Source organism: Streptomyces sp. NPDC034043, from assembly GCF_055575675.1.
This window is the reverse complement of the sequence record NZ_JBVISF010000012.1, coordinates 1-20,530: the sequence shown is the minus strand read 5'-3', so window position 1 is coordinate 20,530 and position 20,530 is coordinate 1. Positions and strand designations below refer to the sequence as shown.

Genomic DNA, 20,530 nt, shown 5'->3' with positions numbered 1-20,530 from the left:
AGCCCGATTCTCCGGATGACCGGCCCGGCCTATAGGTTTTTGCTATTCAGACCGCTAGGGAAAGGGTGATCCGTTGAGCCGCTCGGTTCTCGTCACCGGAGGAAACCGGGGCATCGGCCTCGCCATCGCCCGAGCCTTCGCAGAGGCCGGCGACAAGGTCGCCATCACGTACCGCTCGGGAGAGCCCCCCCAGGAGCTCACCTCGCTCGGTGTGCTGGCGGTGCGCTGCGACATCACCGATTCCGAGCAGGTGGAGCAGGCCTACAAGGAGATCGAGGAGAAGCACGGCAACGTCGAGGTGCTGGTGGCCAACGCCGGCATCACCAAGGACACGCTGCTGATGCGGATGTCGGAGGAGGACTTCGCGTCCGTCGTCGACACCAACCTCACCGGCACCTTCCGGGTGGTCAAGCGCGCCAACCGCGGCATGCTCCGGGCCAAGAAGGGCCGCGTCGTCCTGATCTCCTCGGTCGTCGGCCTGCTGGGCTCGGCCGGCCAGGCCAACTACGCCGCCTCCAAGGCGGCCCTGGTGGGCTTCGCCCGCTCGCTCGCCCGCGAGCTGGGCTCCCGCAACATCACCTTCAACGTGGTCGCCCCCGGCTTCGTGGACACCGACATGACGAAGGTGCTCACCGACGAGCAGCGCGCGGCCATCGTGGCGAACGTGCCGCTCGCCCGCTACGCGCGGCCCGAGGAGATCGCGGCGGCCGTCAGCTTCCTGGCGTCCGACGACGCCGCGTACATCACAGGAGCCGTCATTCCCGTTGACGGCGGATTGGGCATGGGTCACTGATCACCATGAGCGGAATTCTCGAGGGCAAGCGCATCCTCATCACCGGGGTGCTGATGGAGTCGTCCATCGCTTTCCACACCGCCAGGCTGGCCCAGGAGCAGGGCGCCGAGGTCATCCTCACGGCGTTCCCGCGGCCGACGCTGACCGAGCGCATCGCCAAGAAGCTGCCCAAGCCGGTCAAGGTGATCGAGCTCGACGTCACCAACGACGAGCACCTGGCCCGTCTGGAGCAGCTCGTCCGTGACGAGCTCGGCGGCCTCGACGGGGTCGTGCACTCCATCGGCTTCGCCCCGCAGGACGCCCTCGGCGGCAACTTCCTGAACACCCCGTTCGAGTCGGTGGCCACCGCCATGCACGTCTCGGCGTTCTCGCTGAAGTCGCTGACCATGGCCTGCAAGCCGCTGTTCCCGGCGGAGGGCGCGGCCGTCGTCGGCCTCACCTTCGACGCGCAGTACGCCTGGCCGCAGTACGACTGGATGGGCCCGGCCAAGGCCGCCCTGGAGGCCACCAGCCGCTACCTCGCCCGTGACCTGGGCAAGGAGAACATCCGCTGCAACCTGGTCTCGGCCGGTCCGATCGGCTCGATGGCCGCCAAGTCCATCCCGGGCTTCTCGGAGCTGGCGGACGTCTGGAACTCCCGCTCGATGCTGGAGTGGGACATGAGCGACCCGGAGCCGGCGGGCAAGGGCGTCGTGGCCCTGTTGTCGGACTGGTTCCCGAAGACCACCGGCGAGATCGTCCACGTGGACGGCGGCCTGCACGCGATGGGTGCCTGATCCCCGGACCGTCCCCCCGTACGGCGGTGGCCGCGCCTTCCTCCCGGAAGGCGCGGCCACCGCCGTTTCCGTGCGCGGAGCCGGGAGCGGGGGCCGGTCGCGCGGCCGCGTTCGATCGGATGTCCTGCGCCCGGCCGGATCTTCCCGAGTCGAAAACCGGGACACATGCCTGCAAAATGACCATGCCGGGATCTTCCCGGTGTGTGCGGGGAGGAGGTCCGGCCATGCGCGCGAGGCCGAGCCGAGCGGTATCGCTGCTGGTCACCTCGGTGGTCCTGACCGGCCTCCTGGGCCCCGGCGCCCTCGCCCAGCCCGGCGTACGGGAACCCGTGCCCGGCCCCGAAGCGGGCGCCCCGGCCGTCGTGGACCTCCAGGACATCCCCGCCGAGCCACCCGTACGGCCCGCCCGGACGCCCGCGGCGGAACTCTTCGGCTCCGACTGCGACACCGAGATCACCGGCTCGACGGTGGTGGCCACCTGCCACAACGCCTACCCCCGGACCGACCTGCTCCGCCTCCATGTGGAGTGCGAGCGCTGGTGGGACCTGGACGCGGACGGCGCCCTCGTCCCCCTGGACCCGGCCGGCCGCACCCGGCTCGCGGGCCGCTGCTGGAAGGAGGTCCGCACGGCCTGGGTGAGCCACCAGCGCACCCCCTGAGCCCGCGCCCCTGCGGCACCGTGGGCTTCAGGGGTCTCAGGAGCCTCAGGAAGGCGCGCCCTTGCCCAGGCAGGCGAACGGGTAGCCCGCGGCCTCCGCCGCGGCCGTGTCCGCGTCCCCGCGCCGGATCGCCTCGATCAGGCGGGCGTGGTCCAGGTGGTCCGCCGGGTCCAGCTCGGTGCCGACGTCCGTCCGCAGCCAGTCCGCGACGAGGTCGCCGAGGTCCGCGTACAGCCCGGTCAGCACCTCGTTGTGCGAGGCCGTCACCACCGCCATGTGCAGGCTCACGTCCGCCGCCACGAACAGCTCCGCGTCCCCGCTCTCCCAGGCCTCCTCGCGCCGCGCCAGCAGCGCGTCCAGCTGTACGAGGTCCCGCTCGGTCCGCCGCTCCGCCGCCAGCCGGGCCGCCGCGGACTCCAGCGTCGAGCGCAGCTCCGCGACGTGCCGCGGGTCGGCCCCGGCGAAGCGCCGGTGCATCACCCCGGCGAGTTCGCTGGTGGCGAGCACGTACGTACCCGAACCCTGGCGGATGTCGAGGAGCCCGTTGTGCGCGAGGGCGCGGACCGCCTCCCGCACGGTGTTGCGGGCGACGCCCAGCAGCTCCACCAGCTCGGGCTCGGTGGGGATCCGGCTCCCGACCGGCCACTCTCCGGAGGTGATCTGGTTCCTCAGCTGGGCGATCACCTGATCGACGAGCGCGGAGCGCCGGGGCGAGGTCAGCGGCATGGCGGGTGGAACCCCCTCGGGGTCGGCTGGAGCGGAGCCGGGACCGGGACGGACGGGACCGTCCCGGCCCGCCCGCGACTGGACAACCAATCATCCCATGATTCTATGATGGCGGGATGCGTGACGAAGACATCCAGACCATGAACCGCCCGGCGGTCGCGGACGGCGGCCCCGCCCGGCCCGCTCCCGCCGCGCCCGCAGCCGCCCCCGCGTGGCTGGGCCCGGTGCTCATCGTCGGGATCGTGCTGGCCGCCCTCAACCTGCGGCCGGCCATCACCAGCCTCGGCGCCCTCTTCGAGGAGGCCCGCACCGGTCTCCACATGAGCGGCACCGTCGCCGGGCTCATCACCTCGGTCCCCGCCCTCTGCTTCGCCGTCTTCGGCATCACCGCGCCCCGGCTCTCGCGCCGCTTCGGCCCGGCCGCCGTCGTCTGCGCCGGCATGGCCGCCGTCGCCGCGGGCCTGCTGATCCGCCCCTTCGCGGACAGCGCCGCCGGCTTCCTCGCCGCCAGCGCCCTGTCCCTGGCGGGCATCGCCCTGACCAACGTGCTGCTCCCGGTGATCGTCAAGCGCTACTTCCCGGACCGCGTCGGCACCATGACCGGCCTCTACTCCATGGCCCTGGCCGCCGGGACCTCCCTCGCAGCCGCCGCGACCGTCCCGCTGACCGGTGCCCTCGGCGGCAGCTGGCGCACCGGCCTGCTGATCTGGGCCGGCCTCGCCCTGGCCGCCGTACTGCCCTGGCTGCCCGTCGCCGCCGCGAGCCGCCGCGAGAGGGCCGCGGCGCCCGCCGCCGCGGCCGCCGCGACCGGCCCCTCCGTCGTCCGCAGCCGCACCGCCTGGGCCCTCGCCTGCTACTTCGGCCTCCAGGCCACCGGCGCCTACGTCACCATGGGCTGGCTCCCGCAGATCTTCCGCGACGCGGGCGTCTCCGCCTCCACCGCCGGCGTGCTGCTCGCCGTCACCATGGTCATGGGCGTCCCCCTGGCCTTCGTCATCCCCGGCCTCGCCGGACGCATGCGCAACCAGGGCCCCATCGCCGCCGTCCTCGGCGTCTTCGGCCTCATCGGCTACCTCGGGCTCTACCTCGCCCCCGCCGCCGGAGCCTGGGCCTGGGCGCTGCTGCTCGGCATCTCCAACTGCGCCTTCCCCCTCGTCATCACGATGATCGGGCTGCGAGCCAAGTCCCCGGCCGGGGTCGTCAAGCTCTCCGCGTTCGCCCAGAGCACCGGCTACCTCATCTCCATCCCCGGCCCCCTGGTCATCGGCACCCTCTACCAGCACAGCGGCGGCTGGGACCTGCCGCTGGCCCTGATGGCGGGCCTCCTCGTCCCCCAGGTCGTCCTCGGCCTCATCGCGGGCCGGGACCGCACGATCGAGGACGAATGCGGCATGCGAGACTGAACGGCATGTCGCCCGTACTCGAACCCAACCCGCAGAACGGCCACAGGAAGCTCGGCCTCGTGCTCGGCGCGATGCTCCTGGTGTCCGTGATCATCTCCGTCATCGCGACCGTCGCCTCCCCCTGACACCGGTGACCCCGGCGGGTGGTGGGGATAACCCCACCATCCCCTAGGGGGCCAGGTTCAGGGTTGCCTGGGGTGCGCCCCGGATGGGAACCGCCCCTTCGGATCCATAGGTTCGAAGGGAGCGAGCCCGTCCCACCCCGCACACCCACGGAGGCGGCCATGTCGGCCCCCACACACCCGTCCGGCCCCCGCACCAGCGCCCCCGGCACCCGGCTGCACTGGTGGACGCTGGCGCTGCCCGCCCTCGCCTTCGGCCTCCTCCTGCTCCTCCTCGCCGGTTCCGGCCAGGCACACGCCGCCGCCGGAGAGGGCTCCGCCCTGGTCCAGGTCACCCACCAGCTGCTGCGCGCCGTCGGCTGACCCGTGCGCGGGACACGTCCCACCGAGGGGGGAAGGCCCCCCAACACCCTGCGCCCGGCAGCCCGTTTCGTGCGAAGCTGGGAGCCATGAGCGCCGACACCCCCCGCAGGATCGCCCTCCTCCGGCACGCCAAGGCCGACTGGCCGCCGGTGTCCGACCACGACCGCCCGCTGGCGGAACGCGGCCGCAAGGACGCGCCCGCCGTCGGACTGAAGCTGGCCGAGACCGGCATCACCTTCGACCTGGCCCTCTGCTCCACCGCCGCCCGTACCCGGGAGACCTGGAAGCTCGCCGTCCAGGAACTCCCGTCCCGGCCGAAGACCGTGTACGAGGACAGGCTCTACGAAGCCTCGCCCGGCGAGCTCATCGCCCTGCTGAACGAGACCCCCGACGAGGTGTCCGACGTCCTGGTCATCGGCCACAACCCCGGCATGCACGCCCTCGCCGACGGCCTGTGCGGACGCGCCGAGGGCGACGCCCTGTCACGGATGACCCGTACGGGCTTCCCGACCGCCGCGCTGGCCATCGTCTCCTTCACCGGCCCGTGGAAGTCCCTCGAACTCGGGGCGTGCACCCTGCTGGACTACTGGACACCCAAGGAGCACTGAGCCCGAGCACCACGTGGGCCCGCGCACCACGTGGGCCCGAGCACCACGCAAGGACGTACGCCCGGCCGGAGACGATCCGGCCGGGCGTACGGGGGTGAGGGCGGGCGAGGGGCCTCAGGCCAGGTTCGCCGCTTCCACTTCCTCACGCGTGACGCCGAGCAGGTACAGCACCGCGTCCAGGAAGGGCACGTTCACGGCGGTGTGGGCGGCCTCGCGGACCACCGGCTTGGCGTTGAAGGCGACGCCCAGGCCGGCCGCGTTCAGCATGTCCAGGTCATTGGCGCCGTCACCGATCGCCACCGTCTGCGACAGCGGCACCCCGGCCTCCTCCGCGAAGCGGCGCAGCAGCCGGGCCTTGCCCGCCCGGTCCACGATCTCGCCGGTGACCTTGCCGGTCAGCTTCCCGTCGACGATCTCCAGGGTGTTGGCCGAGGCGAAGTCCAGCCCCAGCCGCTCCCGCAGGTCGTCCGTCACCTGGGTGAACCCGCCCGAGACCACGCCGACCTGGTAGCCCAGCATCTTCAGGGTCCGGATCAGGGTCCGCGCGCCCGGCGTCAGCCGCACCTCCGAGCGGACCTTGTCCACCACCGACGCGTCCAGCCCCGCCAGCAGCGCGACCCGGGCGTGCAGGGACTGCTCGAAGTCCAGCTCGCCGCGCATGGCGCGCTCGGTCACCTCGGCCACCTCGGCCTCGCAGCCGGCGTGCGCGGCGAAGAGCTCGATGACCTCGTCCTGGATCAGGGTCGAGTCCACGTCCATGACCACGAGCCGCTGCGCCCGGCGGTGCAGCCCGGCCGAGACCACGGCCACGTCGACACCGATCTGCGCGGCGGTGGTGGCCAGGGCGGTGCGCAGCGGCTCCGTCTCGACGCCGGAGACGGCGAACTCGACCGCCGTCACCGGATACTTCGCGAGCCGGAAGATGCGGTCGATGTTGCCGCCGGCCGCGGTGATCCGGGCGGCGATGGTCGCCGTGGACTCGGCGGTGAGGGGGTGCCCCAGGACGGTGACGTGGGAGCGGCCGCTGCCGCGGGGCCGGTTGTCACCGGTACCGGAGATGATCTCCGCCTGCAGCTTGAGCGACTCGGCCCAGCTGTGCACGGTGGAGCGCAGCCCGCCCTCGGAGCCGGCGGCGGGCTTGGTGACGAGGGCGCACAGGACGATGCGGCCGCGGGTGACGACCTGCTCGATGTCGACGACATCGACGGAGTAGGCGGCGAGGGTGTCGAACAGCCCGGCGGTGATCCCGGGACGGTCCTTGCCGAAGATCTTGACGAGGAGGGTGGGGACGTCGGAGGTCTGCGAAGCGCTCATGGTGCTCACACCGTATCTTCCCGCCCCCCGGCCCCGGACCCCCGTCCCACCCTTCAGACGCCGCGCTTCGCCGTGCCCCGAGGCGGCCCCGGCCTCCGGGCGCCTCCGCGCCCGGCCGCTGCCCGGCCCCGCCCCGGGGCGGGCGGCCGGCGCGGCGACGTGAAACCGGCGGGGGCCGGCGTCAGGAAGGCGAGAAGTCCCGTATCGCACTCTCCGGGTGCCTTTCGACCCCGTCAGCGGGCTCGCGGAGGGGCCGGCGGAAGGCCCCGATTCCACATGTGGCCCCAGGCCTGAAATAGTTCCCCCGGATGTTCGCCATCCCTAGACTCCCTGACGTCGTTCTCCCTGGACGCCAGGGGGATTCTCGGGGGACCTTAAGTGGGGCTGGAGTGCCGGAACTCGTACTGGAATTGAACGGAAGGACTTGGACGCTCGATCCGTCCAGGTCGTACTCGCTGGGGCGCGATCCCCAGGGAGACGTGGTGATCGACGATGCCCGGGTGTCGTGGCGGCACGCCACCATCGGCTGGAACGGCCGGGGTTGGGCCATTGAGGACCACGGCAGCACCAACGGTACCTACGTGCACGGCGCGCGGGTCCAGCAGACGGAGCTCGTGCCCGGTACGCCGGTGCACCTGGGCAACGCGACCGACGGCCCGCGGCTGAATATCAGCGCGGCCGCCGCGGCGGCGCCGCAGCCGGCCTACCAGGCCCCGGCCGCGCAGGCGCAGCAGCAGGCGCAGGCCCCGGCGTACCAGGCCCCGGTGCAGCAGCAGCCCGCCTGGGAGCAGCACCAGCAGCACCAGCAGCACCAGCAGCCGTACGTGCCGCCGCAGCAGCAGGGCGGCGGCGGTCCCGCGCAGTCCGCAGCCCCGGGCCACAGCGACCACCGCAGCCCGACGACGTTCCACCAGATCGCCGTCGGCCGCGTCATGCGCATCGGCCGTGCCCTGGAGAACGAGCTCGTCGTCTCGGACCTCCAGGTCTCGCGCCACCACGCGGAGTTCCGCTCCACCGGCGGCCGCTTCGAGATCCACGACCTCGGCAGCCACAACGGCACCTACGTCAACGGCCAGCCGCTGCCCAAGTCCGGCACCGCGCTGCTCGGCCCGAACGACATCGTCGGCGTCGGCCACTCGACGTTCCGGATCGTCGGTGACCGGCTCGAGGAGTTCGTCGACACCGGTGACGTCTCCTTCTCGGCCCGCCACCTCACGGTCACCGTCGACGGCGGCAAGCAGATCCTCAAGGACGTCACCTTCGGCGTCCCGGAGAAGTCGCTCATCGGCGTCATCGGCCCCTCCGGCTCCGGCAAGTCGACGCTCCTGAAGGCGCTCACCGGCTACCGGCCCGCCGACCAGGGTGACGTCCTCTACGACAACCGCAACCTGTACAAGCAGTTCGCGGAACTCCGCCAGCGCATCGGCCTGGTCCCGCAGGACGACATCCTGCACAAGGAACTGAAGGTCAGCACGGCCCTGAAGTACGCGGCCAAGCTGCGCTTCCCCGGCGACACCGCCGAGTCCGAGCGCGCCGCCCGCATCGACGAGGTGCTGCGCGAGCTCAAGCTCGACATCCACAAGGACAAGAGGATCACCTCGCTCTCCGGTGGTCAGCGCAAGCGCGTGTCGGTGGCCCTGGAGCTGCTGACCAAGCCCTCGCTGATCTTCCTGGACGAGCCGACCTCCGGCCTCGACCCGGGCATGGACCGCGACGTCATGCAGCTGCTGCGCGGCCTCGCCGACGACGGCCGCACGGTCCTCGTCGTCACGCACTCGGTTGCCGAGCTGGCCCTGTGCGACAAGCTGCTGGTCATGGCCCCGGGCGGGTCCGTCGCGTACTTCGGCCCGCCGGACGAGGCGCTGAACTTCTTCGGCTACACCACCTGGGCCGACGTCTTCTCCGCCTTCGAGAACTACCGCGACTACGACTGGGCCGGCCGCTGGAAGGGCTCGCAGCACTACCAGCTGTACGCCGCGGACCTCGACGCGGTCGCCCCGCAGCAGGTCGCGATGCCCACGCCGCAGCAGATGAACCCGCCGAAGCCGCAGGGCTGGGGCTCGCAGCTGTGGACGCTGATGCGCCGCTACGTCTCGGTGATCGTCTCCGACAAGGGCTTCCTGGCCCTGATGGTGCTGATGCCGGCCGTCCTCGGCTTCGTGTCCACGGTGATCCCCGCCAAGTTCGGCCTGGCCCCGCCGACCCCGCCGTCCCGCTTCAACGGCGACGCGGGCACGATCATGCTGATCCTCGCGGTCGGCATGTGCTTCTCGGGCGCGGCCAACTCGGTCCGTGAGCTGATCAAGGAACGGGTCATCTACGAGCGCGAGCGCGCGACCGGCCTGTCGCGGTCGGCGTACCTCATGTCGAAGGTGATCGTCCTCGGCGTGATCACGATGATCCAGGGCGTGATCATCTGCGCCATCGCCTTCACCCCGCGCAAGCTGCCCGCCGAGGGCCTGTTCATGAGTCCGGCCGTCGAGCTGTGCGTCTCGGTCACCGCGCTCGGCTTCACCGCGATGATGTTCGGCCTCGTGATCTCCTCGCTGGTGAAGACCGCCGAGAAGACCATGCCGCTGCTCGTCATGTTCGCGATCGTCCAGGTCGTCTTCACCGGTGTCCTGTTCCAGCTGTACGACAAGATCGGTCTGGAGCAGTTCGCCTACCTGATGCCGTCCCGCTGGGCCATCGGCGCCGCCGGCACCACCCTGAACCTGGGCAAGCTCATGGCGCCGTGGGACCCGCAGAACCCCACCAACACCGACCCGCTGTGGGACCACACCGCCGGCCAGTGGTTCATGGACGTCACCGTCCTGCTGCTGCTCGGCATCATCTGCGGCTTCGCGGTGGCGCGCCTGCTGCGCCGCCACGAGCCCGAGGTCATGCGCAAGTAGCGGGCCCGGCCTCCCGCCGCCACGCGCAACGCCTCAGGGCGGCACCCGGAACTCCGGGGGCCGCCCTGAGGCGCATGGGGGGTATGGGAGGCGTGGGGCGCGCTCAGTACGCGCTGTTCACGTTGTCCATGGAGCCGTAGCGGTCGGCGGCGTAGTTGCACGCGGCGACGATGTTCGCGACCGGGTCGTACTGGTCGAACTTGGTGCCCTTGACGTGGTACGCCTTGAAGGTGGGGGCGATCACCTGGAGCAGGCCCTTGGACGGGATGCCGTTCTGCGCGTTGATGTCCCACAGGTTGATCGCGCGGGGGTTGCCGCTCGACTCGCGCATGATGTTGCGGTGGATGCCCGCGTAGCTGCCGGGGATGCCCTCGCGCTTCATGATGAAGAGCGCTTCCTTGATCCAGCCGTCGAGGTTGTTCGCGAAGACCGGGGTGCGGGCCGCGGAACGGCTGGCGGCTGCCTTGGCCTCGCGGTCCTTCTTCGCCTGGGCCTCGGCCTTGGCCTTCGCCGCGTCCTTGGCCTTCTGGTCGGCGACGACCTGCTGGGCGCCGAGGTGCTTCTGCACGGACTGGGTCCAGGCGACCGGGGCGACCTCGAACGTCTGAGCCTGAGCGCTCTCGGCACCGGCGGGGACGAGGGAGAAGGCGAGGGCGGCGGCACCGAGGGTGGCGACACCGGCGATCGACAGCTTGTGCGCCTTCGTCAGACGACTGTGACCGGGAGTGCTGGAAGCAGACATGCGGGGCAACCTCTTCGAATAGCGGGGGCCGCAGGAAAGCGCCGCTCGGATCCGGGATCCGCGGCGCTGTGCGACGGGTGCCATTCTTAGCGGCGGCAAAATCAGCTGGCAAAGGTGTGACGTACGATCCCGCTTAGTGGATCACGCCCGCCCGGTGAAGCGGCATTTCCGCCCCAGCCGCTAGGCGCGGCAGCGCTGACGGCGTCCTTATGCCTCCACTACGCGGCTTCGTAAGTGATGTGCGTCCTATGCCCGGGCTCACATCGGACGGGTAACAGTCTCACCCAGAGTTGCGCTCGCAATGCAATACGTGAGCAAACTCCGACTCAAGGATGAGCCGAACGCCCCGGACCTCATCCCCAGGGCAGAGAACCCGCCGCCGCACCCCCCGCCCGGGCCGGACGCCCTGGGGCCCGGGACCTACGCCCGACGCCCGATACCCCAGGTCAGGGCCGCCGGTACGGTGACCCCATGCACAACGGACCCGCTACGGGAGGACTGGCGGCCGTCAGCGCCGCGCTGCTCGCCATGAGCCGCCGGCTGGAGGTCCACGACGTCCTGCGCACGATCGTCGCCTCCGCCCGCGAGCTGCTGGACGCCCGGTACGCGGCCCTGGGCGTCCCGGACGACCACGGCGGCTTCGCCCAGTTCGTCGTGGACGGCATCAGCGAGGAGCAGTGGCGCCGCATCGGTCCGCTGCCCCGCCAGCACGGCATCCTCGCCGCGATGCTCCACGACGAGACGCCCCAGCGGCTGGCCGACGTACGCGAGGACCCGCGCTTCGGGGGCTGGCCCGCCGCGCACCCCGAGATGTCCGGCTTCCTCGGCCTGCCCATCCGGGACGGGGAGGAGAACCTCGGTGCCCTCTTCCTGGCCGACAAGAACGGCCCCGGCGGCTTCACCGACGAGGACGAGGCGCTCCTCTCCCTCCTCGCCCAGCACGCGGCCATCGCCCTCACCAACGCCCGCCTCTACGAGCGCAGCCGCGAACTGACCATCGCCGAGGAGCGCTCCCGGCTCGCCCACGAGCTGCACGACGCCGTGAGCCAGAAGCTGTTCTCCCTCCGCCTGACCGCCCAGGCCGCCGCCGCCCTCGTGGACCGAGACCCGGCCCGCGCCAAGGGGGAGCTCCAGCAGGTCGCCGCGCTCGCCGCCGAGGCCGCCGACGAACTCCGCGCCGCCGTGACCGAGCTGCGGCCCGCCGCCCTGGACGAGGACGGCCTCGTCCACACCCTGCGCGACCACGTCCGCGTACTGGACCGCGCCCACACCGCGCGCGTCGCCTTCGCCTGCGACGGCGTACGGGCCCTGCCCGCCGCCCAGGAGGAGGCGCTGCTGCGCGTCGCGCAGGAGGCCCTGCACAACGCCCTGCGCCACTCCGGAGCCGACCGCGTCGACGTCACCCTCGCCCGTACCCCCGCGGGCGGCGCCGTCCTGCGCGTCCGGGACGGGGGCCGCGGCTTCTCCCCCTCCGCCGTCCGCACGGCCGGGCGGCACCTCGGGCTCGTCTCCATGCGGGACCGCGCGAGCGGCGCCGGAGGCCGGCTGGAGGTCCGCTCGGCGCCCGGTGAGGGCACCACGATCGAGATGGAGGTCCCCGGTGGCTGACACCCCCGGCCGCGGCCGGATCCGCGTCCTGCTGGTCGACGACCACCAGGTGGTCCGGCGCGGCCTGCGCACCTTCCTGGAGGTGCAGGAGGACATAGAGGTGGTCGGCGAGGCCTCCGACGGGTCGGAGGGCACCGACCGGGCCGAGGAGCTGCGGCCCGACGTGATCCTCATGGACGTCAAGATGCCGGGCACCGACGGCATCGAGGCCCTGCGGCGGCTGCGGGACCTGGGCAACGGGGCCCGGGTCCTCATCGTCACCAGCTTCACGGAACAGCGGACCGTGGTCCCCGCCCTGCGGGCCGGCGCCGCCGGATACCTCTACAAGGACGTCGACCCGGAGGCCCTCGCCGCCGCCATCCGCTCCGTGCACGCGGGACACGTACTGCTCCAGCCGGAGGTCGCCGAGACCCTGCTCGCGGCCCAGGACGACCAGAGCGGCCCGGGAGGGCGCGGGGGAGCGCTGACCGACCGGGAACGGGAGGTCCTCGGCCTGATCGCGGACGGCCGTGCCAACCGGGAGATCGCCAGGGCCCTCGTCCTGTCCGAGAAGACGGTCAAGACGCACGTCTCGAACATCCTGATGAAACTGGACCTCTCCGACCGGACCCAGGCCGCGCTGTGGGCCGTCAGACACGGCCTCACCGACTGGCCCTCCCACCGCCGCGCCAAGTAATGCGCTCAGCTGAGATTCATACGGTCGGGTGTATGTAGCCCACATGGCGTATCCCGGCCGGGGTGCGGCCGTTCTCCATGGCGTGCCGCGACGGCTGGTCGCGGCGGACGCACTGGAGGACGAGAACGTGAAGAACTTCAAGAAGGCCGCAGCCGTCACCATGATCGCGGGCGGCCTCGTCGCCGCCGGCGCCGGTGTCTCCTCGGCGCACGGCGGTGCGTCCGCGGAGGGCGAGGCCCTGAACTCGCCCGGCGTGGCCTCCGGGAACCTCATCCAGGTCCCCGTGCACGTCCCCGTGAACGCGGTCGGCAACGCCGTCACCGTGATCGGCCTGCTCAACGGCGCCTTCGGCAACACCGGCGTCAACGCCTGACCCGCGCCCCCACCGGCCCCGCTTCCCCTCTTCTCCCCGGGAAGCGGGGCCGTGCCGTTCCCTCCCGAGGCCCTTCCCGAAGCTCGGGGCCCGGGCGCAACCGCCGGAGGCTAGCGCTCCTCCACCGCCGCGTTGTACGCCGCCACGAGCGCCCGCCGCGCCACCCGCTCCACCGGCCGCAGCGCCTCCGCCCGCGCCGCGATCTCCGACGCGGCCACCGCACCCCCGTGCCCGCGCTCGTACGCCAGCGACACCATCAGGTCCACCCGCTGCGCCAGCGCCAGCACCCGAACCGCCCGCGGCGGGTACCCGGGCGCCAGTACGTCCCGCCCCGCCTCCGCCCGCGCCCGGTACGCCGACAGCGCCGCGTCCGCCACCGGCCCCGACGCCGACACGTCCAGCCGGGTCAGCACCACCGTCGCCTCGCGCAGCGCCTCGGCCAGCTCCCGCTCCGCCTCGCCCAGCGACGGCACGTCCGCCGGCGGGGCCTCCCGTACCGGCAGGCAGTGCCACACCACCGAGACGTGCACGTCACCGGCCGGGCCCGCCTCCGTGACCTCCGGCACCAGCCCCAGCGCGGCCCCCGCGCACACCACCGCCTCCTCGGCCTCCAGCGCCCGCGCGTTGAACTCCGGCGGCCCGCTCAGCCCCAGCGGATGCCCCGCCACGGGCAGCGCCACCCGCAGCCCGGACACCCCTAGCGCCCGCAGCCGGCCCAACGCCAGCGTGAGCCCCACCGGACCCGCCTCACCCGGCAGCCCCGACACCCGGTGCACGGCGTCCTCGCCCACGATCGACAGCGCGGCCTCGTCGGGCGAGACCAGACCGGCCAGCAGAGCGTTCCCCCAGGCGGCCAGCCGCCCTGAACGTGGTTCGAAAAGCATCCCCCCACTCTACGGATCGGCCCCCCGACCCGGCCTGGCGCCCGGAGCCCTCCCCGAGTGGCGTAGGTTTTCCCCTGGGGCTGCGCCTGCCGGCGCACTGAGAACCGTGACTGCAAGGGGTGACAACACGCTCATGAGCGATGTTCTGGAGCTGGTGGACGTATCCGTGGTCCGCGAGGGCCGGGCTCTGGTGGACCAGGTCTCCTGGTCGGTGAAGGAGGGGGAGCGCTGGGTGATCCTCGGCCCCAACGGCGCCGGCAAGACCACGCTGCTGAACCTCGCCTCCAGCTACCTCTTCCCCACCACGGGCGCCGCGACCATCCTCGGCAGCACCCTCGGCAAGCCCGGCAGCGACGTCTTCGAGCTGCGCCCGCGCATCGGCGTCGCCGGCATCGCGCTCGCCGACAAGCTCCCGAAGCGGCAGACCGTCCTGCAGACCGTGCTCACCGCCGCCTACGGCATGACCGCGACCTGGCAGGAGGAGTACGAGGAGATCGACGAGCAGCGCGCCCGCGCGTTCCTCGACCGCCTCGGCATGACCGACTACCTCGACCGCAAGTTCGGCACCCTCTCCGAGGGCGAGCGCAAGCGCACCCTGATCGCCCGCGCCCTGATGACCGACCCCGAGCTCCTCCTCCTCGACGAGCCCGCCGCCGGCCTCGACCTCGGGGGCCGCGAGGACCTCGTACGGCGCCTCGGCCGCCTGGCCCGCGACCCCCTCGCCCCGTCCATGGTCATGGTCACGCACCACGTCGAGGAGATCGCCCCCGGCTTCACGCACGTCCTGATGATCCGCCAGGGCAAGGTCGTCACCGCCGGTCCCATCGAGCTGGAACTGACCTCCCGCAACCTCTCCCTCTGCTTCGGCCTGCCCCTCATCGTCGAGCGCAACGACCACGACCGCTGGTCCGCCCAGGGCCTGCCCCTGCGCTAGCCCGTCTCTCAAGGGTCGCGCCGGCCGAGCCGCGCGCGCCCTGTCCGGCCGCGCCCGCCCGGCCTACCATGACCACGTGGACATCGACGCGTGGGTGTGGTGGCTCATCGGCGCGGTCGGACTGGGCATCCCCCTCGTCCTGACCGCCATGCCGGAGTTCGGCATGTTCGCGGTCGGCGCGGTCGCCGCGGCCGTCACCGCGGCCGTCGGCGGGGGAGTGGTGGCCCAGGTCCTGGTCTTCGTCATCGTGTCGGTCGCGCTGATCGCCGTCGTACGGCCGATCGCCAACCGCCACCGCGACCAGCGGCCCCAACACCGAAGCGGCATCGAGGCGTTGAAGGGCAGATCCGCCGTCGTGCTCGAACGGGTCGACGGCAGCGGCGGCCGCGTCAAGCTGGCCGGCGAGATCTGGTCCGCCCGCAGCCTCGACTCGGACACCAGCTTCGAACCCGGCCAGTCCGTCGACGTCGTCGACATCGACGGAGCGACCGCGGTCGTCATGTGAGCAAGCAGCCCACCCGCGGCCCCGGGGTCTGCGAGACTCCGTTCAACGGGGCAGCACAGACAGCCGGAAGGGCACGGGGAACCGCATGCAACCGATCATCATCGTCCTGATCATCCTGGTGGTACTGGTCTTCATCGCCCTGGTCAAGACGATCCAGGTGATCCCGCAGGCCAGCGCCGCCATCGTCGAACGGTTCGGCCGCTACACCCGCACCCTCAACGCGGGCCTCAACATCGTCGTCCCGTTCATCGACTCCATCCGCAACCGGATCGACCTCCGCGAACAGGTCGTCCCCTTCCCGCCGCAGCCCGTCATCACCCAGGACAACCTGGTCGTCAACATCGACACCGTCATCTACTACCAGGTGACCGACGCCCGCGCCGCGACGTACGAAGTGGCCAGCTACATCCAGGCCATCGAGCAGCTCACCGTCACCACCCTGCGCAACATCATCGGCGGCATGGACCTGGAGCGGACCCTCACCTCCCGCGAGGAGATCAACGCCGCCCTGCGCGGGGTCCTCGACGAGGCCACCGGCAAGTGGGGCATCCGCGTCAACCGCGTCGAGCTGAAGGCCATCGAGCCGCCGACCTCCATCCAGGACTCGATGGAGAAGCAGATGCGCGCCGACCGCGACAAGCGCGCCGCGATCCTCCAGGCCGAAGGCGTCCGCCAGTCGGAGATCCTGCGCGCCGAGGGCGAGAAGCAGTCCTCGATCCTGCGCGCCGAGGGTGAGGCCAAGGCCGCCGCCCTGCGGGCCGAGGGCGAGGCCCAGGCCATCCGCACCGTCTTCGAGTCGATCCACGCAGGCGACGCCGACCAGAAGCTCCTCGCCTACCAGTACCTCCAGATGCTCCCGAAGATCGCCGAGGGCGACGCCAACAAGCTCTGGATCGTGCCCAGCGAGATCGGAGACGCGCTCAAGGGCCTCTCGGGCGCGATGGGCAACTTCGGCCCCCTCGGCGGCGGTCCGACCGGCTTCAACCCGCAGAACCCCGGCAAGCCCGCCCCCGGCGGCGACGGAACCGCCGAGCGCCGGGAACAGCCCCCCATCGACTGACGGCCGCCCCTTTCGTGCATGATCGGTGAGGCCCCTCGACCTTCATGGCGGGGAGGCGACTCACTCACACAAAGGGGATGGCTCCGTCCATGTCCATGTCCATGTCCGTCCTGGAATCGCTCGCGGTCTTCGCCGCCGGAATCGGCGCCGGCACCATCAACACCATCGTCGGCTCCGGCACCCTGATCACCTTCCCGGTGCTGCTCGCCACCGGACTGCCGCCGGTCACCGCCAACGTCTCCAACACCCTCGGCCTCGTGCCCGGTTCCATCAGCGGCGCCATCGGCTACCGCAGGGAACTCCAGGGCCAGCGAGCCCGCATCATGCGGCTCGGCGCCGTCTCCCTCGTCGGCGGCCTCGCGGGCGCCGTCCTGCTCCTGAACCTGCCGTCGGACTCCTTCGACACGATCGTGCCCGTCCTCATCGGTCTGGCCCTGGTGCTCGTCGTCCTCCAGCCCCGTCTCGCGGCGGCCCTGCGCCGGCGTCAGCAAGCCGCCGGGGGCGAGCCGGGCCGGGCCGACGGCGGAGCCGCCCTGCTCGCCGGCATGCTGCTCTCCAGCGCCTACGGCGGCTACTTCGGCGCCGCGCAGGGCGTCCTCTACGTCGGCCTGATGGGCCTGCTGCTGCACGAGGACCTGCAACGGATCAACGCCGTCAAGAACGTGCTCGCCGCACTCGTCAACGGCATCGCGGCCGTCTTCTTCCTCTTCGTAGCCGAGTTCGACTGGACGGCCGTGCTCCTCATCGCCGTCGGCTCCACCATCGGCGGCCAGATCGGCGCCAAGGTCGGCCGCCGGCTCCCCCCGACCGCCCTGCGCGCCCTCATCGTCGCGGTCGGGATCCTGGCCATCGTCCAGCTGCTGCTCCGCTGAGCGACGTAGAAGAAATACGTCGCCCAGCGCGCGGCACACCCCGGCGGACGGGACGGTACGGGCAGGGCTCAGGCGGTGCGCGCCAGCCACTCGGGCAGCGCGTCCTCCCCGCCCACTCCCAGGGCGAGCAGCATCGCGTCCGCCGGGGACGGAACGAACGGCTTCCGCAGCAGCGGCATCCCCGCCTCCTCAGGCGTCCGCGCCGCCTTGCGGTGGTTGTCCTCGGCGCACGAGGCCACCGTGTTCAGCCAGGTGTCACCGCCCCCCTGAGCACGCGGCAGCACGTGGTCGACCGTCGTCGCGCGCTTCCCGCAGTACGCGCACCGGTGCTGGTCCCGGACCAGCACCCCCCGCCGCGACCAGGGAGCATGTCTTCGGAAGGGCACCCGTACGTACCTGCACAACCGGATCACCCGGGGCATCGGGAGCTCCATGGTGGCGGCGCGCACACGCAGCTCGGGGTGCGACTGTTCGACGACCGCCTTGTCCTGGAGGACCAGCACCACAGCCCGGTTCAGCGTCACCGTCGACAGCGGCTCGAAGCTCGCGTTCAGTACCAGCGTGTCCCGCATCTCGCCCACCTCCCGTGTGCAGGCCCGCGACCACCCTGGCGGCAAGACCCGGAACCACTCTGGCCGCGCGCGCCACGCGGGACAACGCAATAAAAATGCCCGGTCCTGGCCTTCTTTAGACCAGGACCGGGCGAACACCGGAAGAACGCTCAGCCGGCCGGCGACTCGTACTCACCGATCAGCTGGGCGCGGCCGAGGGCGTGGAACCGGAGGTGGAAACCGACCGACGCCGGAGAGGAGTCCTCGTCCGTCCCCAACTCCTCCCGGTCCACCGCGTACACGGTGAACACGTACCGGTGCCGCTCCCCGCGCGGGGGCGCCGCACCCCCGAAGTCCCGGGTGCCGTAGTCGTTGCGCGCGTGCACGGCCCCCTCCGGCAGCCCCTCGAAGTCCCCGCTGCCCGCTCCGGCGGGCAGCGAGGTCACCGAGGCGGGGATGTCGAAGAGCACCCAGTGCCAGAACCCGCTGCCCGTCGGCGCGTCCGGGTCGAAACAGGTCACCGCGAAGCTCTTCGTCCCCTCGGGGAAGCCCTCCCACCGCAGCTCCGGCGAGACGTTGCCGCCCGTCAGCACCTGCGCCGCGGACAGCTCCGCCCCCGGCGCGAGATCCGGGCTCGTCACGGTGAAGGTCTCCACCTCGGGGTGGAAGGCGTGCGGAAGGGGCGCCCTGTTCTGCTCGGCCACTGCTGGTCCTCCTGAATCGGATGAGGGGTACGGGCCGAGCCTAGAACCAGTTGCGCTGCGAACCGACCGAGGCGATCCACTGGTTCAGGTACGCCGCCCAGTCGGTCCCCTGGTACGACTGCAGCCCCACCTGGAAGCAGCGGTAGGTGTCGCTGCCCTCGCTGAACAGACCCGGCTTCTTGTCCATCTCCAGCACCACGTCCATCTCGTGCCCGTCCGAGACGAAGGTCAGCTCGACCTGGTTCAGCCCCCGGTACTGCGACGGCGGCAGGAACTCGATCTCCTGGTAGAAGGGCAGCGTCTGCCGGGTGCCGCGGATGTGCCCGCGCTCCATGTCCGCGCTGCGGAAGGTGAAGCCCAGCTGCCGGAACGCGTCCAGGATCGCCTGCTGCGCCGGCACCGGGTGCACGTTGATCGGGTCCAGGTCACCCGCGTCCACCGCGCGCGCGATCTCCAGCTCGGTGCTGACCCCGATGTTCATCCCGTGCAGCTGCTGCCCGCCGAAGTGGGTGACCGGCGTCTCCGCCGGGATCTCCAGCCCGAAGGGCACCACGTGCAGCGCGCCGGGCTGCACCTTGAAGGCACCCCCGAGGCGCTGCTTGGTGAAGACGACGTCCTGCTTGTACTCGTTGTCGCCGCCCTCCACCTCCACCCGCGCCTGGAGCCCGACGGAGAGCCCCTCGATCTGCTGCTCCACGGACCCGCCCTGGATCCGGACCTCGCCCTGGACGATCCCGCCGGGCACGACGTTCGGCTCGGTGATGACCGTGTCCACCGAAGCACCGCCGGCACCCAGGCTCGCGAACAGCTTCCTGAACCCCATGCTCAATCTCCCTATACGGATCTAAGACCTGGCGACTCTAAGAGGCGGTGACCAGACCTGCTGCGATCTGCCGCGCTCCGCGGTCCGCGGCGCGACCACCCCTTACCACTGCGGAACCATAGGCCCCGGTTGCAGGAGCGCGCGTTCCACTACCCTCGACCGGATGAGCGCGCGCCCCGACCGTACGCCCCTGCCCCGGTCCTTCTTCGACCGCCCGGTCCTCACCGTGGCCCCCGACCTGCTCGGCCGCATCCTGGTCCGCCGTACTCCGGACGGCCCCATGGAACTGCGGATCACGGAGGTGGAGGCGTACGAGGGCCAGACCGATCCCGGCTCCCACGCCTACCGCGGCCGCACCGCCCGCAACGCGTCGATGTTCGGCCCGCCCGGACACGCGTACGTCTACTTCATCTACGGCATGTGGTTCAGCCTCAACCTCGTCTGCGGCCCGCCGGACCACGCGAGCGGGGTGCTGCTGCGGGCGGGGGAGGTGACGGTGGGCGCCGAGCTGGCCGCCAAACGTCGCCTTTCAGCCAGATACCCGCATGAACTGGCCAAGGGTCCGGCCCGCCTGGCCACGGCCCTGGACGTGGACCGCTCCCTCGACGGCACCGATCTCTGCGCGGGCCCCGATTCCCCCCTGTCCCTCCTCGCCGGCACCTCCACCCCGCCCGACCTGGTGAGCAACGGCCCCCGCACGGGGGTGGGCGGTGAGGGCGCCGCCCACCCCTACCGCTACTGGATCACCGGCGACCCGACCGTCAGCCCGTACCGGGCGCACGCGCCGCGCCGCCGCGCAACTTGACTCGATCTTGGGAGACGCCTAACGTAGCCCGAGCCGCTGGAACGGAGCACTGCCTTCAGCAGACCCCGAGTGGCCAAACCACTACCTACGACTTACCCCTGGCGGGGTCGCATTCGGCGTACCCGAATTCCCTGCCGACCGGCTCGATTATGAGCCGGGAGGGAAAAGCGTTAACGTAGTGACCACGCCGAAAGGAAAGCGCGAAAGCGCAGACCTGGAAAGCGCCGAGGAAATCGGACACGAAAGAGTCTGATAGAGTCGGAAACGCAAGAACGAAGAACAGAACGAAAGCCCGGAGGAAAGCCCGAGAGGGTGAGTACAAAGGAAGCGTCCGT

23 protein-coding genes are annotated in these 20,530 nt (G+C 71.5%); 16 read left to right on the top strand and 7 right to left on the bottom strand.

Going from position 1 to position 20,530, the window contains the following annotated elements; all coding sequences use genetic code 11:
- Positions 1 to 73: 73 nt before the first annotated feature.
- The 3 genes from fabG to ACZ51S_RS25700 all read left to right on the top strand — a co-directional run bounded on the left by fabG (position 74) and on the right by ACZ51S_RS25700 (position 2,228).
- Positions 74 to 793, top strand: coding sequence for a 3-oxoacyl-[acyl-carrier-protein] reductase (fabG, locus tag ACZ51S_RS25710; protein WP_388944685.1), 720 nt, complete (start codon positions 74 to 76; stop codon positions 791 to 793).
- A 5-nt stretch (positions 794 to 798) separates the two neighbouring features.
- Positions 799 to 1,569 (top strand): enoyl-ACP reductase FabI, encoded by a 771-nt coding sequence (fabI, locus tag ACZ51S_RS25705; protein ID WP_388944688.1) that lies wholly within the window; start codon positions 799 to 801, stop codon positions 1,567 to 1,569.
- A 224-nt stretch (positions 1,570 to 1,793) separates the two neighbouring features.
- The gene (locus ACZ51S_RS25700) at positions 1,794 to 2,228 is read left to right on the top strand and encodes a hypothetical protein (protein WP_468479527.1); all 435 of its coding nucleotides are present in this window, start codon (positions 1,794 to 1,796) and stop codon (positions 2,226 to 2,228) included.
- A gap of 45 nt (positions 2,229 to 2,273) precedes the next feature.
- Here the strand turns inward: ACZ51S_RS25700 and ACZ51S_RS25695 are convergent, their stop codons facing one another.
- A complete protein-coding gene (locus tag ACZ51S_RS25695; protein WP_388944694.1) occupies positions 2,274 to 2,954 on the bottom strand; it encodes a FadR/GntR family transcriptional regulator in 681 nt (226 codons plus the stop codon).
- Positions 2,955 to 3,070: 116 nt separating this feature from the next.
- Here ACZ51S_RS25695 and ACZ51S_RS25690 point away from each other — a divergent pair, with 116 nt between their 5' ends.
- The 4 genes from ACZ51S_RS25690 to ACZ51S_RS25675 all read left to right on the top strand — a co-directional run bounded on the left by ACZ51S_RS25690 (position 3,071) and on the right by ACZ51S_RS25675 (position 5,450).
- Complete coding sequence (locus ACZ51S_RS25690) at positions 3,071 to 4,357, top strand: CynX/NimT family MFS transporter (protein WP_468479528.1); 1,287 nt, start codon at positions 3,071 to 3,073, stop codon at positions 4,355 to 4,357.
- Positions 4,358 to 4,362: 5 nt separating this feature from the next.
- Positions 4,363 to 4,482: an SGM_5486 family transporter-associated protein gene (locus ACZ51S_RS25685; RefSeq protein WP_388944700.1), complete on the top strand. Its 120-nt coding sequence runs from the start codon at positions 4,363 to 4,365 to the stop codon at positions 4,480 to 4,482.
- Between the two features lie 159 nt (positions 4,483 to 4,641).
- Positions 4,642 to 4,842 (top strand): hypothetical protein, encoded by a 201-nt coding sequence (locus tag ACZ51S_RS25680; protein ID WP_468479529.1) that lies wholly within the window; start codon positions 4,642 to 4,644, stop codon positions 4,840 to 4,842.
- Between the two features lie 86 nt (positions 4,843 to 4,928).
- Complete coding sequence (locus ACZ51S_RS25675; protein WP_468479530.1) at positions 4,929 to 5,450, top strand: SixA phosphatase family protein; 522 nt, start codon at positions 4,929 to 4,931, stop codon at positions 5,448 to 5,450.
- 114 nt (positions 5,451 to 5,564) lie between these two features.
- Here ACZ51S_RS25675 and serB read toward each other — a convergent pair whose 3' ends face one another.
- Positions 5,565 to 6,764, bottom strand: coding sequence for a phosphoserine phosphatase SerB (serB, locus tag ACZ51S_RS25670; RefSeq protein WP_468479531.1), 1,200 nt, complete (start codon positions 6,762 to 6,764; stop codon positions 5,565 to 5,567).
- 389 nt (positions 6,765 to 7,153) lie between these two features.
- Between serB and ACZ51S_RS25665 the strand changes: the two genes are divergently transcribed.
- Positions 7,154 to 9,658, top strand: coding sequence for an ABC transporter ATP-binding protein/permease (locus ACZ51S_RS25665; protein ID WP_468479532.1), 2,505 nt, complete (start codon positions 7,154 to 7,156; stop codon positions 9,656 to 9,658).
- A 103-nt stretch (positions 9,659 to 9,761) separates the two neighbouring features.
- Here ACZ51S_RS25665 and ACZ51S_RS25660 read toward each other — a convergent pair whose 3' ends face one another.
- Positions 9,762 to 10,400, bottom strand: a complete 639-nt coding sequence (locus ACZ51S_RS25660; protein ID WP_468479533.1) for a transglycosylase SLT domain-containing protein — start codon at positions 10,398 to 10,400, stop codon at positions 9,762 to 9,764.
- 471 nt (positions 10,401 to 10,871) lie between these two features.
- Between ACZ51S_RS25660 and ACZ51S_RS25655 the strand changes: the two genes are divergently transcribed.
- The 3 genes from ACZ51S_RS25655 to ACZ51S_RS25645 all read left to right on the top strand — a co-directional run bounded on the left by ACZ51S_RS25655 (position 10,872) and on the right by ACZ51S_RS25645 (position 13,057).
- Positions 10,872 to 12,008, top strand: coding sequence for a GAF domain-containing sensor histidine kinase (locus ACZ51S_RS25655; protein ID WP_468962075.1), 1,137 nt, complete (start codon positions 10,872 to 10,874; stop codon positions 12,006 to 12,008).
- Positions 12,001 to 12,684 (top strand): response regulator, encoded by a 684-nt coding sequence (locus ACZ51S_RS25650; RefSeq protein ID WP_468889078.1) that lies wholly within the window; start codon positions 12,001 to 12,003, stop codon positions 12,682 to 12,684. The genes ACZ51S_RS25655 and ACZ51S_RS25650 overlap by 8 nt, the downstream gene beginning before the upstream one ends.
- Positions 12,685 to 12,811: 127 nt before the next feature.
- Positions 12,812 to 13,057 carry a chaplin gene (locus tag ACZ51S_RS25645; RefSeq protein WP_388944746.1) on the top strand — a complete coding sequence of 82 codons (246 nt, stop codon included), beginning with the start codon at positions 12,812 to 12,814 and terminating at the stop codon, positions 13,055 to 13,057.
- A gap of 110 nt (positions 13,058 to 13,167) precedes the next feature.
- On the opposite strand, the gene ACZ51S_RS25640 is transcribed toward ACZ51S_RS25645, so the two are convergent.
- Positions 13,168 to 13,941, bottom strand: a complete 774-nt coding sequence (locus ACZ51S_RS25640; RefSeq protein WP_468479535.1) for a hypothetical protein — start codon at positions 13,939 to 13,941, stop codon at positions 13,168 to 13,170.
- Between the two features lie 133 nt (positions 13,942 to 14,074).
- Between ACZ51S_RS25640 and ACZ51S_RS25635 the strand changes: the two genes are divergently transcribed.
- The 4 genes from ACZ51S_RS25635 (at position 14,075) to ACZ51S_RS25620 (ending at position 17,312) form a co-directional block, all read left to right on the top strand.
- Complete coding sequence (locus ACZ51S_RS25635; protein ID WP_467896726.1) at positions 14,075 to 14,875, top strand: ABC transporter ATP-binding protein; 801 nt, start codon at positions 14,075 to 14,077, stop codon at positions 14,873 to 14,875.
- A 76-nt stretch (positions 14,876 to 14,951) separates the two neighbouring features.
- Entirely contained in the window at positions 14,952 to 15,380 is a 429-nt protein-coding gene (locus ACZ51S_RS25630) for an NfeD family protein (RefSeq protein WP_468803194.1), read from the top strand.
- Between the two features lie 85 nt (positions 15,381 to 15,465).
- Positions 15,466 to 16,440 carry an SPFH domain-containing protein gene (locus ACZ51S_RS25625; protein WP_467896729.1) on the top strand — a complete coding sequence of 325 codons (975 nt, stop codon included), beginning with the start codon at positions 15,466 to 15,468 and terminating at the stop codon, positions 16,438 to 16,440.
- A 101-nt stretch (positions 16,441 to 16,541) separates the two neighbouring features.
- Positions 16,542 to 17,312, top strand: coding sequence for a sulfite exporter TauE/SafE family protein (locus ACZ51S_RS25620; RefSeq protein WP_468479539.1), 771 nt, complete (start codon positions 16,542 to 16,544; stop codon positions 17,310 to 17,312).
- 68 nt (positions 17,313 to 17,380) lie between these two features.
- Here ACZ51S_RS25620 and ACZ51S_RS25615 read toward each other — a convergent pair whose 3' ends face one another.
- The 3 genes from ACZ51S_RS25615 to ACZ51S_RS25605 all read right to left on the bottom strand — a co-directional run bounded on the left by ACZ51S_RS25615 (position 17,381) and on the right by ACZ51S_RS25605 (position 19,390).
- On the bottom strand, positions 17,381 to 17,884 hold the full coding sequence (locus ACZ51S_RS25615) for an HNH endonuclease (protein ID WP_042800736.1): 504 nt from the start codon (positions 17,882 to 17,884) through the stop codon (positions 17,381 to 17,383).
- A 149-nt stretch (positions 17,885 to 18,033) separates the two neighbouring features.
- Positions 18,034 to 18,567, bottom strand: a complete 534-nt coding sequence (locus ACZ51S_RS25610) for a YbhB/YbcL family Raf kinase inhibitor-like protein (RefSeq protein ID WP_467896731.1) — start codon at positions 18,565 to 18,567, stop codon at positions 18,034 to 18,036.
- A gap of 40 nt (positions 18,568 to 18,607) precedes the next feature.
- Complete coding sequence (locus ACZ51S_RS25605) at positions 18,608 to 19,390, bottom strand: sporulation protein (protein WP_468479537.1); 783 nt, start codon at positions 19,388 to 19,390, stop codon at positions 18,608 to 18,610.
- Positions 19,391 to 19,553: 163 nt separating this feature from the next.
- Here ACZ51S_RS25605 and ACZ51S_RS25600 point away from each other — a divergent pair, with 163 nt between their 5' ends.
- Positions 19,554 to 20,195: a DNA-3-methyladenine glycosylase gene (locus ACZ51S_RS25600; protein WP_468803196.1), complete on the top strand. Its 642-nt coding sequence runs from the start codon at positions 19,554 to 19,556 to the stop codon at positions 20,193 to 20,195.
- Positions 20,196 to 20,530 lie beyond the last annotated feature (335 nt).

What these genes read in the sequence shown, in the direction of transcription:
- ACZ51S_RS25635 (WP_467896726.1), top strand. Translation starts at nt 14,075, where the DNA reads ATGAGCGATGTTCTGGAGCTGGTGGACGTATCCGTGGTCCGCGAGGGC.
- ACZ51S_RS25685 (WP_388944700.1), top strand. Translation starts at nt 4,363, where the DNA reads ATGTCGCCCGTACTCGAACCCAACCCGCAGAACGGCCACAGGAAGCTC.
- ACZ51S_RS25690 (WP_468479528.1), top strand. Translation starts at nt 3,071, where the DNA reads ATGCGTGACGAAGACATCCAGACCATGAACCGCCCGGCGGTCGCGGAC.
- ACZ51S_RS25695 (WP_388944694.1), bottom strand. Translation starts at nt 2,954, where the DNA reads ATGCCGCTGACCTCGCCCCGGCGCTCCGCGCTCGTCGATCAGGTGATC.
- ACZ51S_RS25620 (WP_468479539.1), top strand. Translation starts at nt 16,542, where the DNA reads ATGTCCGTCCTGGAATCGCTCGCGGTCTTCGCCGCCGGAATCGGCGCC.
- ACZ51S_RS25660 (WP_468479533.1), bottom strand. Translation starts at nt 10,400, where the DNA reads ATGTCTGCTTCCAGCACTCCCGGTCACAGTCGTCTGACGAAGGCGCAC.
- ACZ51S_RS25640 (WP_468479535.1), bottom strand. Translation starts at nt 13,941, where the DNA reads ATGCTTTTCGAACCACGTTCAGGGCGGCTGGCCGCCTGGGGGAACGCT.
- ACZ51S_RS25700 (WP_468479527.1), top strand. Translation starts at nt 1,794, where the DNA reads ATGCGCGCGAGGCCGAGCCGAGCGGTATCGCTGCTGGTCACCTCGGTG.
- ACZ51S_RS25655 (WP_468962075.1), top strand. Translation starts at nt 10,872, where the DNA reads ATGCACAACGGACCCGCTACGGGAGGACTGGCGGCCGTCAGCGCCGCG.
- serB (WP_468479531.1), bottom strand. Translation starts at nt 6,764, where the DNA reads ATGAGCGCTTCGCAGACCTCCGACGTCCCCACCCTCCTCGTCAAGATC.
- fabI (WP_388944688.1), top strand. Translation starts at nt 799, where the DNA reads ATGAGCGGAATTCTCGAGGGCAAGCGCATCCTCATCACCGGGGTGCTG.
- ACZ51S_RS25625 (WP_467896729.1), top strand. Translation starts at nt 15,466, where the DNA reads ATGCAACCGATCATCATCGTCCTGATCATCCTGGTGGTACTGGTCTTC.
- ACZ51S_RS25600 (WP_468803196.1), top strand. Translation starts at nt 19,554, where the DNA reads ATGAGCGCGCGCCCCGACCGTACGCCCCTGCCCCGGTCCTTCTTCGAC.
- ACZ51S_RS25680 (WP_468479529.1), top strand. Translation starts at nt 4,642, where the DNA reads ATGTCGGCCCCCACACACCCGTCCGGCCCCCGCACCAGCGCCCCCGGC.
- ACZ51S_RS25675 (WP_468479530.1), top strand. Translation starts at nt 4,929, where the DNA reads ATGAGCGCCGACACCCCCCGCAGGATCGCCCTCCTCCGGCACGCCAAG.
- ACZ51S_RS25605 (WP_468479537.1), bottom strand. Translation starts at nt 19,390, where the DNA reads ATGGGGTTCAGGAAGCTGTTCGCGAGCCTGGGTGCCGGCGGTGCTTCG.
- ACZ51S_RS25615 (WP_042800736.1), bottom strand. Translation starts at nt 17,884, where the DNA reads ATGCGGGACACGCTGGTACTGAACGCGAGCTTCGAGCCGCTGTCGACG.